At 33.6% G+C, this 14,772-nt stretch carries 22 protein-coding genes; 2 read left to right on the plus strand and 20 right to left on the minus strand.

All coding sequences use genetic code 11. The features are described from left to right. Position 1: 1 nt before the first annotated feature. From B8T70_RS06810 to B8T70_RS06865, 12 genes are all read right to left on the minus strand, one after another. Complete coding sequence (locus B8T70_RS06810; RefSeq protein WP_086894365.1) at positions 2–292, minus strand: hypothetical protein; 291 nt, start codon at positions 290–292, stop codon at positions 2–4. Continuing rightward, positions 270–656 carry a hypothetical protein gene (locus tag B8T70_RS06815; protein WP_086894366.1) on the minus strand — a complete coding sequence of 129 codons (387 nt, stop codon included), beginning with the start codon at positions 654–656 and terminating at the stop codon, positions 270–272. Before B8T70_RS06815 ends, B8T70_RS06810 begins: the two co-directional genes overlap by 23 nt. 3 nt (positions 657–659) lie before the next feature. Beyond that, positions 660–875 (minus strand): hypothetical protein, encoded by a 216-nt coding sequence (locus B8T70_RS06820; RefSeq protein WP_086894367.1) that lies wholly within the window; start codon positions 873–875, stop codon positions 660–662. After that, complete coding sequence (locus B8T70_RS06825; RefSeq protein ID WP_086894368.1) at positions 875–1,366, minus strand: hypothetical protein; 492 nt, start codon at positions 1,364–1,366, stop codon at positions 875–877. The genes B8T70_RS06820 and B8T70_RS06825 overlap by 1 nt, the downstream gene beginning before the upstream one ends. After that, positions 1,366–2,361, minus strand: coding sequence for a late control protein (locus tag B8T70_RS06830; RefSeq protein ID WP_242667434.1), 996 nt, complete (start codon positions 2,359–2,361; stop codon positions 1,366–1,368). Before B8T70_RS06830 ends, B8T70_RS06825 begins: the two co-directional genes overlap by 1 nt. After that, the gene (locus tag B8T70_RS06835; protein WP_086894369.1) at positions 2,348–2,995 is read right to left on the minus strand and encodes a DUF6046 domain-containing protein; all 648 of its coding nucleotides are present in this window, start codon (positions 2,993–2,995) and stop codon (positions 2,348–2,350) included. The genes B8T70_RS06830 and B8T70_RS06835 overlap by 14 nt, the downstream gene beginning before the upstream one ends. Next, complete coding sequence (locus tag B8T70_RS06840; protein WP_086894370.1) at positions 2,995–4,494, minus strand: hypothetical protein; 1,500 nt, start codon at positions 4,492–4,494, stop codon at positions 2,995–2,997. Before B8T70_RS06840 ends, B8T70_RS06835 begins: the two co-directional genes overlap by 1 nt. Before the next feature lie 199 nt (positions 4,495–4,693). Beyond that, on the minus strand, positions 4,694–5,245 hold the full coding sequence (locus B8T70_RS06845) for a hypothetical protein (RefSeq protein WP_086894371.1): 552 nt from the start codon (positions 5,243–5,245) through the stop codon (positions 4,694–4,696). Between the two features lie 61 nt (positions 5,246–5,306). Beyond that, a complete protein-coding gene (locus B8T70_RS06850; protein ID WP_086894372.1) occupies positions 5,307–5,723 on the minus strand; it encodes a hypothetical protein in 417 nt (138 codons plus the stop codon). 2 nt (positions 5,724–5,725) lie between these two features. Beyond that, positions 5,726–6,901: a DUF2586 family protein gene (locus B8T70_RS06855; RefSeq protein WP_086894373.1), complete on the minus strand. Its 1,176-nt coding sequence runs from the start codon at positions 6,899–6,901 to the stop codon at positions 5,726–5,728. Further along, entirely contained in the window at positions 6,898–7,389 is a 492-nt protein-coding gene (locus B8T70_RS06860; RefSeq protein ID WP_086894374.1) for a hypothetical protein, read from the minus strand. Before B8T70_RS06860 ends, B8T70_RS06855 begins: the two co-directional genes overlap by 4 nt. Continuing rightward, positions 7,382–7,792, minus strand: coding sequence for an N-acetylmuramoyl-L-alanine amidase (locus B8T70_RS06865; RefSeq protein WP_086894375.1), 411 nt, complete (start codon positions 7,790–7,792; stop codon positions 7,382–7,384). The genes B8T70_RS06860 and B8T70_RS06865 overlap by 8 nt, the downstream gene beginning before the upstream one ends. Positions 7,793–8,024: 232 nt before the next feature. On the opposite strand from B8T70_RS06865, the gene B8T70_RS06870 reads away from it, so the two are divergent. Together B8T70_RS06870 and B8T70_RS06875 are read left to right on the plus strand one after the other, a co-directional pair. After that, positions 8,025–8,312: an oxidase gene (locus B8T70_RS06870; protein WP_086894376.1), complete on the plus strand. Its 288-nt coding sequence runs from the start codon at positions 8,025–8,027 to the stop codon at positions 8,310–8,312. A gap of 121 nt (positions 8,313–8,433) precedes the next feature. Continuing rightward, positions 8,434–8,910 carry a hypothetical protein gene (locus B8T70_RS06875; RefSeq protein ID WP_086894377.1) on the plus strand — a complete coding sequence of 159 codons (477 nt, stop codon included), beginning with the start codon at positions 8,434–8,436 and terminating at the stop codon, positions 8,908–8,910. 188 nt (positions 8,911–9,098) lie between these two features. On the opposite strand, the gene B8T70_RS06880 is transcribed toward B8T70_RS06875, so the two are convergent. The 8 genes from B8T70_RS06880 to B8T70_RS06915 all read right to left on the minus strand — a co-directional run bounded on the left by B8T70_RS06880 (position 9,099) and on the right by B8T70_RS06915 (position 14,211). After that, positions 9,099–9,323 (minus strand): hypothetical protein, encoded by a 225-nt coding sequence (locus B8T70_RS06880; RefSeq protein ID WP_086894378.1) that lies wholly within the window; start codon positions 9,321–9,323, stop codon positions 9,099–9,101. A 142-nt stretch (positions 9,324–9,465) separates the two neighbouring features. Further along, positions 9,466–9,669 carry a hypothetical protein gene (locus B8T70_RS06885; RefSeq protein WP_086894379.1) on the minus strand — a complete coding sequence of 68 codons (204 nt, stop codon included), beginning with the start codon at positions 9,667–9,669 and terminating at the stop codon, positions 9,466–9,468. A gap of 11 nt (positions 9,670–9,680) precedes the next feature. Then, a complete protein-coding gene (locus B8T70_RS06890) occupies positions 9,681–9,881 on the minus strand; it encodes a hypothetical protein (RefSeq protein ID WP_086894380.1) in 201 nt (66 codons plus the stop codon). A 168-nt stretch (positions 9,882–10,049) separates the two neighbouring features. Next, the gene (locus B8T70_RS06895) at positions 10,050–10,328 is read right to left on the minus strand and encodes a hypothetical protein (protein WP_086894381.1); all 279 of its coding nucleotides are present in this window, start codon (positions 10,326–10,328) and stop codon (positions 10,050–10,052) included. 44 nt (positions 10,329–10,372) lie between these two features. Then, the gene (locus B8T70_RS06900; RefSeq protein ID WP_086894382.1) at positions 10,373–10,999 is read right to left on the minus strand and encodes a bifunctional adenosylcobinamide kinase/adenosylcobinamide-phosphate guanylyltransferase; all 627 of its coding nucleotides are present in this window, start codon (positions 10,997–10,999) and stop codon (positions 10,373–10,375) included. Continuing rightward, positions 11,000–11,878, minus strand: coding sequence for an ATP-binding protein (locus tag B8T70_RS06905; protein ID WP_086894383.1), 879 nt, complete (start codon positions 11,876–11,878; stop codon positions 11,000–11,002). Positions 11,879–11,895: 17 nt separating this feature from the next. Next, positions 11,896–13,929, minus strand: coding sequence for a hypothetical protein (locus B8T70_RS06910; RefSeq protein WP_086894384.1), 2,034 nt, complete (start codon positions 13,927–13,929; stop codon positions 11,896–11,898). Between the two features lie 72 nt (positions 13,930–14,001). After that, the gene (locus B8T70_RS06915; protein WP_086894385.1) at positions 14,002–14,211 is read right to left on the minus strand and encodes a hypothetical protein; all 210 of its coding nucleotides are present in this window, start codon (positions 14,209–14,211) and stop codon (positions 14,002–14,004) included. Positions 14,212–14,772: the final 561 nt, after the last annotated feature.

The raw sequence follows: 14,772 nt of genomic DNA on the forward strand, positions 1-14,772 counted from the left end.
TTTATCTTACTATAAATGTTTCTTCTATTATCATTTCGCCAATACCTTCGTCGTTTGCAGAGATTGGTCCCGAATAATTAAATGCCGGAACATGTTTCTTACTTGTATAAAACCCTACAATGTCCGAGTCTTTTATAACATCGGCAGGTACTTCTAAAATTCTTTTAGGCTGTAATTCTTCGGTTATACTCCAATCGTTTGCAACAGCCATTGCTACAACACTTTCGATTGTACCGCAATGATGTAGGGTAAAATCTATTAACGATTGGTTATGTAATACTGTTTCTTGCATTGGTACGTAATGTTCTGTTTTCTTTTTTTAATTCGGTAATCTCCTGTTGCTGTAATTTGATTTTTCTATCCTTCAGCTTGAGTTCTTCTTCCAGGAGTAAAACTTTTCTGTTCATCATATCTTCAAACTCTTTATACCGGGTTTCATATCGGTTTTTTAAGTCGTCAAGAATTTCTTTATAATGTCCGGATAGTTTAATATCATTTTCAATAGCCGTAGTATCAGCATATTGTTTAGCCTGCAAAACCTCAACTTTTAGCTTTTCTACTTCTTGCTTATATTTGCTTTTGGCAAACAAAAAAGTAAAATAACCAGTACCTCCAGCTGTTATTAATCCGGTTAATGCAATTGTAATTTCATTCATTTATTAACTAATTGTATGAATTATTGTTCCAGTAACGCTTCCGTTTGGAGCAACAAGTCCGGCTTGATATTCGATTTTAGCATTTTTAATTTCTTCAATAATTGCTGTGGCCAACTTTAATGAAATCCTGTCCAGACTTGCTTCGTGATCAGATTTTTCTTGTTGCTCATCATCAAATGCAGTACGGATTTTGTTTTTTAATCTATCTACGCTTAACATTATTTATCTTTTAAAAATTGATTAAACCTATCTTCAAGAGCCGTAAAATCGGCTAAGTTTATTAAGCTTATCGTTGGTCCGTTATTAGTTGTGAATTTTAAATTCTTAATTGCTGTTATCAAATCAGCCATCAATTTCTTTAAATTTTCATTTTCCTTTTTAAACAAAAAACCATCTTTGTCTACCTGAAATTGAACTTTATCAATTGCAAGACTTAAGCTTTCTATTTCCGAATAAACCTCAACATACAATCGATGTAAATCTTCATTAATCGGACTTACGATAACGGAGCTATCTTTTTTTGGAAACAAATAAAATTTTTGATTGCTCTCGTTTATTATCGAAGCCAATTGTACATCGGCATATTCCAGTTTTCCGTCTGATATCTTACATGTTCCTTTTTCTTTATCAACAGAAATAACATGCGCAATGAAGGTGTCGACATCTCGTTTTTTTATTTTTCTAAAAGCGTCCTGCAAATCTTTTTCCATTACAATCTATTTCTTATGCTTACTTTTCTTCTTGCTCCACTCATCCCAAAAGTGGTCACTACTTTATTAATAAAGTAACTTCCTTCTCTGTCTGTGTGTTCTTTGTCTATTAAAACAGCTTTCATGCCTCGTGTGGCATAGGGAATCAAAAAACTAGTTACATCCCCATTATAACCATCAAATCGTAATTTTTCGAGCTCAGCTTTTACCAGTTCTTTTAATTGTGCTTTGTCTGAAGCTATCGAGGTTGTATAAGTTCTTTGTTCCCCATCTTTATCTCCTTCCTCAACAATAGTTCGCTCATTGGTTTTGGGATCTATATAAGTATATTTCACCATGATTTTTCGGTCTTCTTTGGTTTTGTATTCCAAATTATTTTCGACCAAATTGTAGTTTAAATCATAACTAGCTACTTCGCCAATATTCGTTAACTCTTTCAAGCCACAATGCAACTTACCTTCATCATTTATAAAAGAGGTAAAACCAAACTCTTGTTTTAATTTTTCCAAAGCTTGAGCTCCATTTTCATTAATGATCCACTTCTCCAGATCAAAACCCAGAACAGGATAACTAAGTTCGATACCTGTATCTTTTACTATTTCTTTTAAAATATCTTCTAGTGTGACTTTTTTATCCCAGCTATTACTTACATTCTTTCTACGAAGTTTCCACATCGCATCTTCACAGTGAATTTCCAGAGGTATTTTCGGACTGATTTTTTTTATATATCCCACAAATTCCACTTTCGAAATTTTACCTTCATAACCCAAAGTAATTGTTACCTTGTCTCCAACTTGTAATGCTTTTTCGGTAAACTTCTGTGCTCCATTTTGCTTTATTTTAAATTGGGTTGGCAATTTTATAATTGCTGTATCACTCAATTCATCAACAGATTTGGTTATTTCGATTTCATTAACAGCATTAAAGACATAACTGGATTCTTCTGCGCCTCCATTGACTTTGGTAAACACAACTTTACTTTCAAGTAGAAACATTTTCTTGTGTATTTATTAATTCGTTTTTTGTCTTATTCTTTTCGTCTAAATCAGCATAAAAATCCTGATCACTAATTGCCGAAATCGTATATTTTTGCATTCCTCCTTGCCCCATCATATCCTCAAACTGAATATCTTTGATTACAATTTTCCCAATGCCAAATAGTGTAAAAAATGGATTGCTTTTTATCTCAAGCGCTTCATTTATTTCTACCATATTTCTTAATGTGCTTACTTGCTGAGAAGGATATGAATTAGGATTTTCATCATCAAAACAAATTCCTTTTATAGAAATCGTATAATCTTCGGTATTGATATATTCTTTTACAGTTCCTTTACGATACTTTCCTACTGTGGCAGTTTCAACAATTGTTTTGCTTAATCCCAACGAAATTAAAGGCTCATTTGGCAATTCATAATCAACACCTTTATAAGTAAGTGTAAGAGTCAGAAAATATTTCCCTCCCGAAAAATTAGAAGCATTGATAGAGTTTAGGTCTATTTTCTTTCCGTTCTTTTTTATTTTCAGTTTTCCACCTTTTGTACTAACATCAAACAAGAAACCCGGATATCCTGGACCAACATAATCTAGAAATGCTCTAGCTGTAATTTCTTTTATATTAAATTCTGCCATTATACTGCTGTTTGCATTTGGTTAACACTATTCACGGCTCTTAAAAGCATTTCTTGTACTTTTTCGCCCAAATTACTTATCCCTTTTTCGGATGACTCCACGTAAATTTTAGTGTCGTCTTGTAGTTTTTGTATGTTTATTATAATATTAGTTCCTTTAGCTCCTCCAGACACAATTGAATCAGACGAACCTATATTATTATCTTTAGCTCCTTTTAACATTTTGGCTTTTCCAGGATTTACTTTAGTATCTGTTATAGCATTTGTTTTTGCACCTGCCCCGCCAAACGTATCTTTTATCTTTTTAAAATCTCTTGAAATTCCTGCAGTATCTACATTAATTTTAACCTGGCTAAATTCATTTCTCGCTTTAGCGAAAGAGTTATCTGCTTTGGCTTTACCAGCAGTAATCGAGTTTTCACGCATTTTAATGTCTCCATTAATCTGAGCAATCATCTTTAGGTTCTCAGAGCTATCGCCCATACCTACTGCTTCTTTAAATTTGTACCAGCCAATTTTTATTTTGTCGATACCAATCATAAAATTTTGTATCAACGTATTAAATTTGGCTTGTGCAGTCTCTGTAAAACCATCCCATAAAAATTTAGCACCACTAACCACATGTCTCCAGCTCTCGCCCCAACCGCTTGTGTATTTAATTATCATTCCGATAACTAATGCAAGCGCCATAATTCCGACTATAATCCAGGTAATAGGAGAAGCTGCCATTATCGCATTAAAAACAACCATAACACCACTATAAATAGCTACAGCATTAGACAATAACAACCATGCTCCTGTAAGAATCAGAATTTCGGTTGCAAAAGGTTTTAATGTATCAATGATAAACTTCAATCCGGTTGTTAGCCAACTCACTACTAGCAAAACACCAGTCATTACGAGTCCAAAACCATCTAATATTGCTCCTACTTCGACAAAACTAAAAGCCGATTTTATAAAATCTCTCAATGATAAAACTACTGGTTCCATCATTTTCCAGAGAATACTAAACCAGGTTGCTATATTGGGCAATTGAGATGTTAAGAAGCTTAGTCCTTCATTCATCGTAGTAAGGATGGTCATAAATAAACCAGAAGCGTCACCACCTAGCGAAACCAAAAAAGTATTCCAAGCGGTCGTAAACACATCTAAATTTGCTTTAAGCTTAATAAACTCATCACTTATCCCTCCTTTTACACCATTAAGCTTTTCATATTCTACTCGGGCATCAAAAACTTTTTTCCCAAATTCAAAAATGGCCTCAGGCGAAAAAGCTCCTTTTATTTTACCTCCAATCTCCATTAACTTGGTCTTAAAAAAACCCATCGAAGTGGCACTTTCTTTGACTTTTTCATTAAAATTATGTACAGAGTTATCTACCTGATTAAACGAGTTATTCATGATATCTATCTGATTTATCGTAATTCCAAGGGATTGGGCCACGTTCAAAATTGGGCCGTTTGCATTTTGTATGCTTGTAATATAGTCGTAGGGGCTCATGATGGTATTTGTGAGGTTTCTTTTTCTTTGGTTCTGATAAAATGTAAATTCTGAATTTCTTCTGCCCAATCTTCATCACTCAGTTTATGAGGTTTAGGAATGTGCATATAGAATTTTAAATACGCATCAAATAATCGTATGTCGATATTCTCTGCAATTGAAAAGGAAGAGGTATCATCGGTATCGATGATAGCCCCTTTTAAAGCTTTTTTAGCGTTGCCACTTTTTTATTTTGGAGTTTTTCTATTGCCTGGTAAAGCGGGAATCTAATCGAAGCATTTTCTCTATCATTAAAGACATCATCTTTCTTGATACAAATCATTTCGAATAATTTTTCCTGAGTAACAAATGGTTTTGCAGAAGGGTTTTTCTTTTCGGCAGTTTTAATATCCTGACGTGTAATTACTCTAACGGTGCATTTTTCTTCACCAATTACAATAACCGAGTTGTTTCCTTCTGAAGTTATTTCGGCATCATCAAAATTGAAAAAATTGGCAAGCTCTTTACGTGCTGCAAAGAAGTAATCATCATTTGTCTTGATTTCTTCATCTCCGCCAATAAATAATTCGTTTAACATGACCTCTCCAAAGGTCATTTCGCCATCTTTTTGCATAGCACTAAAAGCATGCTTAAAAGTTGTCATTTTCGGTTCGCGTAAATAAGCTACTTTATCCTCTACAGGAAGCTCATAAATTTGACCGTATTTTTCTTTCCACTCATTAATTTGTTCTTGTTTTATTTGCTGTTTCATTGTTTGTTTTATTTAACCAACCAAAACATTTAAACTGTTTTGGTTGGTTGGATTAGGATTATTATTGTTGTGCTTTTACACCTAAAAAGACAATTGGCAATTCGACTACCATGTTTTTGTCTCCTTGTTTCATGCTTTTCTTAGTTTCGGTAAATTCGCAACCAGTTAAAACATCAATTACCGTTTTTCCTCCATCAGATGGAACGTAAGAAACGATAACATCAAAAGTTAAGTCAAGGATATCAGCGTTTGGAGCACTTAAAACCATTGCTTCCAATTCGCTTTGCCAAATAGTAATTTTTCCTTCGTAAGATTTATTACCACGTGTTACTTTGTGAGGGTTGTTACCACGACCTCTTAAAGTTTCCTTTTCCTGTTTTACAGTGTATTCAACTTCTGTAATTCCTTCTATAATTCTGCCTCCAATTGAGATGGAAACATCTGACCAAGCGTATTGCTTGCTGCTAAATGTGCTCATATTTATTCTAAATTTGTTGTAAATCCGATGTTTACAGTTATATAATCGCTATAACCTACTGGCAATAATTGTAAGGCAATATTCAAGTTGTTAGTCACCAATACATTTTGGTTTTCGTCGATATATGCCTTTACACCAGATAATTTTCCGTTTTGAACCATTAAACCATCGATTTGTCTTTCGATAGCATTTTGCCATGATTTAATCGTAACCGGGTGAATTTTTCCAGCATCTGTAACCGGAATTTCGTCTGATAATTCATCAACCAAAGTATCGTAAGCAATAAGTACTGCTTCGTCCATTACTAAACCTCTTGATAAAGTATTGAAATCATCTGTAGATCCAGTTAAGGTTGCATCGCTTGTAAAATAATAACCAGAACGGTTAGCAAAACTGCGTAAAAAGATATATCCTTTGTTATGGATAGCATTCCAGGAAGTATCAAGGCTTTCTGCTTTAGATCCATCAGTAAAATAAGCGGTAAAATCTTCTACCGGACCATCTTTTACACGAGAGATTTTTCTTTGAGAAGGAATACTTGCAATTCTTCCTAAAGCCAAACCTACAGAAGCTTCTTTAGAACCATCTGTGTTTGCCAACAAAATAGATACTTTGTTAAAACTTGCAGTGGTGTAATCTTTTAAGTCGGCAACAATTCCAGAGAATTTATTTCCCGAGATAATTGTACGAACCGGGAAATACCTGTCTGCATAATCTTGATTTAACGCTTGCGCTTTTGCAACAGCAAGAGCAACATCGGCGTCTAATCCGTTTGTGATTGTTTCGGCAGTTCCTGATTTTTTAAGAAGTCCTAAAACTCTAATTTTTCCAGATGCATCAGCCAAAAGCTTTTTTGCATAAGGTTTTGTCAAATCGGCCATATCTTCCATTGTAATGGTCGATAAAACAAGCATGAACCAAAGTTCTGCTCCTTTTTTGGCTTCGTCGTAAAATGCTTTGATATGCTTGTAAGCAAAAGCATTTGCACCTGTCTCTTCGATACCAAGATTTACTGCTTCATCAAGCGAGAAAATCTGATACGAACTACCTACAGCAACTTTTCCAGTTCCTGTAACTGTAACTCCAGTTAATACCAATCCTGGTACTTTTTGAATGTCTGATTGTAACAACCCTAGACCCTTGCTAGAGATGTTGAATTTTATATTTGGTAAACTCATACTATTTTAAAAAATTTAATTATATAACAAAATGCAAATCCGAGTAAAAAAGCAATTCCGATATGGATAAAAGAATATCCAGTTTTTTGCTTGCTTTCTATAGTGTTGTTTTTAATAACATTTGAACTCTCTTTTTTGAACTCATTTTTTATCTTGGCCACTATTGCAAGACTATCACAGGTTGCGGATATCGAAATTGTATCATGTACAATTTTTAATTTAACCTTTGCCTGAGCGTTTTTCTGAACGTAAAAAATGGGTTGTGAATCTGTTTTCAATTGGCTCTTTGCAACCAATTCAGATAAAGGGATTCTTAGTTCCGTTTCTGCTCTCGGAGCATAAACTGTAGTATCTTTATAGATGACTACTTTTTCAGATGTTATTTGAGTCTGATTTTCGGTTTTTTGAGTTTCCTGTCGCGTCGTACGACAGGAAATCAACAAACAACTAAAAATAAACACTGATAACAAAAGTGTTTTTTTATACATGTTGATATTCTTTTTTAGCGTCAAAACTTGGGCATGCTTTCTTTACATTCGGAAAATCTCTGTGTCCCTGAATAATAGCTTTCGGAAATTTTTGTTTCAATTCCGTAAGCAATTTTAACAAAGAAGCTTTCTGGGCAAGCGTTCGATTATCTTTAGGAACAACCTTTTCGTCGATTCCACCTACATAAGATATGTTGATGCTTTCATGGTTAAATCCTTGTACACCATTCGAAACCTGTTCTATTGGCAATAAAGAAACTACTTCCCCATCTGGCTTTATAATAAAGTGGTAACCTGGCATTCTCCAACCCAATTGATTTTTCCAGTAGTTCTGTATGCTACTTATTGATGTGTTTTGAGAGGTTGCTGTGCAATGCACGGCTAAGTACTTTATTAGTCTCACTTTGTTTTTTTTATTCTCGTTTCGTTACCCTCCTTTTGGTTTTACTTAAACAAGTAACTCGTATTAAAAAGTAATTTTCCGATTGATTTCTGAGGCAAAGTTGTGGGCTTTTCTGCTGCAAAAAAAATAGTCTTCCAATCCTTGTATCAGACAAATACAAAGTTTGGGGAGATTTTATACAAGCTTTGGAACGTAAATTTTATGGTACGTATCTAAAGCCGAATTTTGCTTTATGAATGATATAATAGTAGACACAAACGGGGATTTAGGCTTCCAGAACGGAGACCTATTGATTGGTTTTTCAGAAAACCTGCATCAAGAACATATCTTGATTGCCAACAAAGGCGAGTATCGTGAATTTCCTGAACTGGGAGTAGGTATTTTGCAAATGTTAAACGACGACAATTACATGAACGTTTTAATTGAAGCCAAAAAAAATCTGGAATACGATGGTATGAAGATTAATAATATTGAGCTCAATGACGATGGGAACTTAAATGTCGATGGACAATATAAATAGACTTTAAAGAAAAGTCTGTTTTAAAGAAATTAATAAAAAGCTGCTATACATCAGCTTCAAATTGTTATGCCTATACTTCAAGTGTATTTGGCAAACTAATCACGTAAAAACAAAATTTTAAATGACACCACGTAACGAATTATTTGTAAAAATAAAACAAGCCTTAAAGACAATTCCAGAATTGGGATTGGTCGATTTGCAACGCAAACAAATTTCTAATCCTGTCTCTGGCGATCCTGTTTATTGGACCGCTGCTTTTATCGAAATAAATAGTATTGCCTGGCAAAATATGCCCGAAAGTAATCAGGAAGGAGATTGTGTTGTAGAAGTACTTTTGTATTGTAAAAATGGCTGGATCGACCATCTTAATATAACAGTCGAAAATCCGGATGAATTAGCCGAGTTTAATTTAATCCATAAAGTATCCGAAAAACTTCAGCATTTAAAAGGAAGTTTATTTGCTCCATTATTACAAGTTAATGAAGAAGTTGATAATGCTGTAGATGGTTTTATGAGTTACAAACTATCATTTAACACTACTATTTGCAGAGAAATAAATCCGTTATTTTCAAACAAAAAACTAAGCATTATTTCTTAGGCATAAAAAAACCTCCTGAAAAGGAGGTTCTTTGGACGCTAATATTATAAATCAAATTTTGAACACTAATTACACTAATTTGCACTAATCTTAATAGTTAACTTAGTTTGTGTAATTAATTCCACAAACTAATTAGGGACAATTCGTATTTAAAGCATTTTTGTGTTTAAACGCCATTTAAATGCTGTTTAAAACATTTTTAATTGGCTGTTTTTATTTGAATCTTTGAGGTTGTCGTTGTAAATACCTTCGTAGTTTACAATAGCATCAACGGTTCTTGTAGATAAAAAATATTTTTTCGCAACTTCCTCAACTACAGCATCAATCCTCCATTTAGGGTTCTTTGCCATTAATGAATAAAAGTGCTTACGTACTAAATTATTTCTTTCGAGAAGTCTTTCCTTGCGTGTCATATTACAAAGATAAACAGACAATTTTAATTCTGCAAGGCGATTTTTTTTGACTCTCTAAATGGCTTTATTAGCCTATTTATTACATATTTTTGTAATATTGAAGTCTATTACTTATTTATGTAATTATTTAAATAATCTGCTTTTATTCTTCTTGTAATTGCTTAATCATAAAGAGTAATCCTGCCAGAACTAGATAAGTTAGGATTAATCCAAACGGAATTAAAATTGGTGACGAAACCAACCACCAACTCCAAGTAATTACATCGGTTATTTTTAAGATAGTGAAAACAATTGTTATTATTGTTAAAAAACCAATGATGTCTAATTTTGCTTTTCTATTGCTCATACTTTTTTTATTTAATCGTTATACGTTGCTTTGATATGTTTTTTTAATCGGGGATTCTGGATGACAATTTTGGTATATTGACTAAAAGCCAACCGTTCTTTTTCGGATAAATCAGATTTGGAAATCCAATTATTTAAAGTGTCTTTATAAACCAAATGCCCATTTACTTCATACGATTCGTGATCGGTTATTGGTTTGATTGTTACGCTCATATTTTCTTTGTTTATACATAGTTTTAAGTTTAAATCTTAACCATTCGATATAGGTTTTAATCGGTTTTAGGTTTGTACCGATGAGCAATATCACTAATAAGATTATTGTATTATTCATAGCTTTTGGTTTTGTAAAAAGGGCTAAAAAATCTTCTTGCTATTTTCTCTTTATGATAATCTGGATTGTTCAAAAGCGAGCCAGTTGGTATCTTTTATTTTTTGGAGTGTAAACTGAATCTTGGCTTCAATTACTGGAGGACATTTATAATCTCTAACTTCATCTTCGGATATTTCGTCCAATAAAAAAGAGAATCTACTCAATAAAGCACCTCGCTCCTGGTTGATGCAAATACGCTGAAACTTGCTAAAAGTGGCGTGTTTTTCGGAACAATAAAGAAGGACATTGTACAAAATGTCTAAACGGGTTGTGATTTCGTTTGCTGTCATATTAGTTTTGATTTAAATTTTTGGGTAATTATTATTTTTGAATTTTATTTTTTGATATCACTTCCATGATATAACATGGCTGTTTTTTCGTTTATCGCCATTATTCCTCCAGGACATCTTCCGGCCACAAAAGCCGTTAATCCTTCTATTCGGATATAAATCTTAGCCAATTTTTTGGCTAGTTTTGCTGTAGCAGTATAAGGCTCTTTTTTCTCTTCGTGTGCCAGAAATATCATTGTTGTGTTTGGAAACTCCGAAGTAAAACGCCTAAAAGCACCATTTTTCAGTTCGTCATTATAAATCGTCATATTATCAAACAGCACAATTTTGGGCGCTTGGCGTTTAGATAATCTTTCTTTCACCACTTCTATTTCGGTATATTCAGAGAACTTTATTTTTCTCGAAGCAGGATCTATTTTGGCACGTTGTGCATTGGCTTGGAATTCTTTTCCAGTTCCTTCCTCGGCAGATATATACCAAACATTTTCATACTTGGTTAAAAATTCGGCCAGTTTAAGTGCAAAGAGCGTTTTTCCGTTTTTTTCAGCTCCGTATATAATCCAAACACCGCCTTTTTCGGGTTTGCCAAATACGTCGCCCCAGATTCCTTCAAAATCAAACTCGTCGAACTTCTTTTCAAATAATGTTTTGGGAGATATTGCTCGTGCCATTTATGCGCCTATTTTTATGAGAGTTTCTAAATATCTAAGTGTAGTTTCTTTTCCGATGCATTTATTAACCAATGTTTTGGTTTTGCTACGATCTTCTATATTGGCATTGGCAACATCACCTATTAATTGGGTATAAAAAATAGTTCTGTCTACTTTTCCATTAGGAACCAACTTGATAAATTCGTCTGAGAATCGACTGAATATTTCGGCAAAACCTACTTTCTTATTGCTGATTCCTTTCTGAATTTTTGCTCTCAATCCATCGGCACCAATCATGTACCAGCCACATGCTCCATCAGTTCCATTCCATAATTCTTTAAGTTCCAGAAATGCATTATATTCTAAATCTCCAGCTTCATCAAGAACAATCAAGGGTTTTTCGAGTGTTGTGACGTAGTATTTTAAATTGGCTTTTACATCTACATATTTCCCTTGGTTGTCTATGCCAACAGTTTTAGCAAGAAGCCTGATAAATTGTTGTTTGCTTTTGGCTTGAGAGCAATCGACATAGAAAGTATTTTTCATTTTTTTGATAATATGCTTGGTGCAAAATGTTTTACCAATCCCGCAATCATCAACCAATACCATCGATTTGCTTAGAGCCGCACAAAAATTGAGATTATCTTCTATTTCTGTATAAACCGATGTTCTGGCTACTTTCCAATTGTCTTCAAATACTTTTACCTGAAGCTCTCTTCCTAAAGTAATCCAGGTTGTATCGGATAAAATTCTTTCGATTTCTCCGTTTTTTAATCGGGAATAAATGGAAGCTTTTATTCCTTTTGACTTAGAAAAATCAGCATCAGATCCTCCATAATTTTGACGAGCTTCAATGAGTGCCAGTCTTACTTTTTGTTTAAATTCGTTTGTTAGGTTCATTGTTTTACTTTTTATTATTACATAAAATTTCTTTTCCAGCTTGGTATTGCATTTCCTTGCGGTACAATTGCAAAATCATCTTCGGCTTCATCATCAAATATTTCAACCGGCTGTTCTTCTTTCGCTTCAAAGCGCTTAATGTTCGAAAACTTAAAATTGGAATTAATCGTTCTTGGCGTATTATCTATAAGGTTAATTCTTTCTATTTTATCTCTTTGGCGTTTTGCAAAAGCTTCTACCGATGCCACATAAGAACTTTGTAAAGCTCTCGCCAGATAGTCTGCATCTGTTCTTTCTATAGATGCTCGATTGTAGCGTGGCATTTCCATTATTTCGCAAATCAATCGGTCATTTAAATACACAAAAGCCTTTATAACCTGTCCGTCATTACCATCAAGCCAGTAGACATTAACCTCTTTGCTTTCAATAATCTTCATTACATCAACCAAAGCTTCGCCTGTCAAAATCTTTCCATCTTCGGCGATTGCTCTTCTTTTTCCCTGAAGTGTTACATAACCTAACTTGCACGATGTTTCGGTTTTATAACCAATAATTGGTAAAATTGCTTCCCAGTTCGTCGGTTTTAAATCAGGATGTTGTTTGTTCAGGAAATAATCAAAACGACTCATTGTAGCATGTTCAGGATGCGGCATATTATTCCATTGTTCTATTTCCAGCATTCTTTCATTAATCAATTGGTTGTACGGAATAATTTTATTTTCTCCCGGACCAGCCTGATTGGATTCTTTTTTAGCATGCGGACGTCCAATCCATCCAAAAGCTTCTTTCTCGACATCATATCGTACTTTACCAAACATCCTTTCAATATATTTTCCACTTGCTTTGTTGGCAATAATTCGAGTACTCTGAAACATGGCACCAGGACGAAGCAGGGTATTTCTGAAACTACTATTTAATGAGCTCTCACATTCTAGTTCATTCGGCAAAGGCAAATTCCACTCCGTATAATTCCGAACCATTTGTCGGTAAAAATCAACGATAATACCCTCTTTCGTTTTCCCGTAAACCACTGTAGTAAAGCATTGAGAAGCAATATCACAACCAATATAAAACCAGGCTCTCTTTCCTTTTTCATACCAAAATGGTGGGTTTCTGTCATCAATAGATAAAATTGAACCCGAATAAACTGGCAAATCCATTTGGTGCGGAGTCGTATATTGACTCATATATTTTTGTCTGTCACCACTTCTGGATAAATGCGTCGCAATTCTGTTTTCCCATTTATTGATATAATTAATAATCGTGGTATTCGATAGTTTTTTATAGTCTTTCGGATCAAACATTTCTCCCGTTTCTTCATTAAAAACTTCGGCATAACCATTTAAAAAAGCTTCATAATTCCGTGCTATTTCTGTTGGCGTTGGTTTATGCATCTGGTTTTTAAACAAACCATTAAAAATCATTTCCGTTTTATCATCCACTTTTCTGGCATTGTTTATTTTTCCGCCATTAGGATCTTTTATAATCGGATAATACAAATCGTCTTTACAGGCTTTCAAAAGTTTTTTAAATTGCTTTTCGCTCGCTGGCAAATTGTGATTTACTTCGTGTTTAATCTTTAATGTATTATTGAAGTTCTCCACATCTTTTACCAATATTGCAATGATTCCTCGTATCGAACCTCTTAGCTTTATCCTTTCCTGTATGCGAGCCTGCTCTAGCTTTATTGCAGCATTCATGACACTTGCATTAATAATGTATCGTTCTTGTTCATCAGCCTCTAATGCATTTCCTGCTCTCTTAAACTTGGCATAATATCGAACGGCTGCAGCATCAAAATCAAAAAAAACTTCCAACGGATTATCAATTCTTCTCGGATCTCCTAAGGCGTCCTGAATTGTTGTTTTTAAACTATCAAAATCTATCAATAACTTTCGGCCATTTCCTCCTACTTGTAAACGCTTTATGCCAAAAGGTTTCTGCTTGTAACGATTAAGTTCTGATTGCAAACTTTTTAAACAATTCCAATACTCCGGAACCAATTCTTCGTGTTCTACTGCAACCTTGTTATTTGTCCACAGATATGGCATAATTGCATTTTTTTAGAAAATTTTACTTTTGTTTATTCCTGGGAGTCGAAACTAAAATCGATTTGTAGTTTGTTATTTTGTATTGAATTGCTCAATGGTTTCTTTCAGTTCTTTTTCTAGCGTTTTATAATCAACCCTTATTTTATCTGCCGTAATACTATTACGATGTCCCGATAAACATTGTCGAATAAAAAAAGGCGTAAAACCATGTTTATCAACCAATGCCTTAATTATTTGCTGGTTGTAAGTGTACCTTTTGTTTTTTTTAGTTTCTTTGTCCATTGCGTTGTTTGTTTTTTATGATGTAGCAAAGATAAAGCAAAACAAAAGCATTACGCAAGTAATTTGAAATAAATAATTTCATTTTACTTTCATATAAAACAAAACATACTGTAAATTATAGGTTTAAGAATTAAATCCTTATAAAACATCAAAAAATAGAAAGATGTATAATCAGTATAATAAAGAGCACCACGCACCTTAAACAAGCAGAAACAATACAAGTTTTTATTTATAAAGAACAAATCACAGCTGCAAATATTTAAAAATCAACCAATTAGACACAATTAAACAATTATAAAAGATGTTATTAAACGTCTTGAGTTTGATAATTTTCAGCAAAAAACTGCTCAAACTAGCAATTAAAACCTCATAAAAACATTCAAGAAAACACTGTTTTGAATACCCAAATGCAGACCCAGCCTAAAAATTAGAAGATTTAAATCAAAATCAAATCTGACTTTATTCCATAAAAAAAGCCGTAAATAAACTCGCATGAGCTTTATTTACGGCTTTTATACCTTTTTAAATCTATATATCCTTAAGCGGAACAAACTGCCATTT

Origin of the sequence: Flavobacterium sp. AJR, from assembly GCF_002156885.1 — a bacterium.
In the GTDB taxonomy this organism is placed as follows: domain Bacteria; phylum Bacteroidota; class Bacteroidia; order Flavobacteriales; family Flavobacteriaceae; genus Flavobacterium.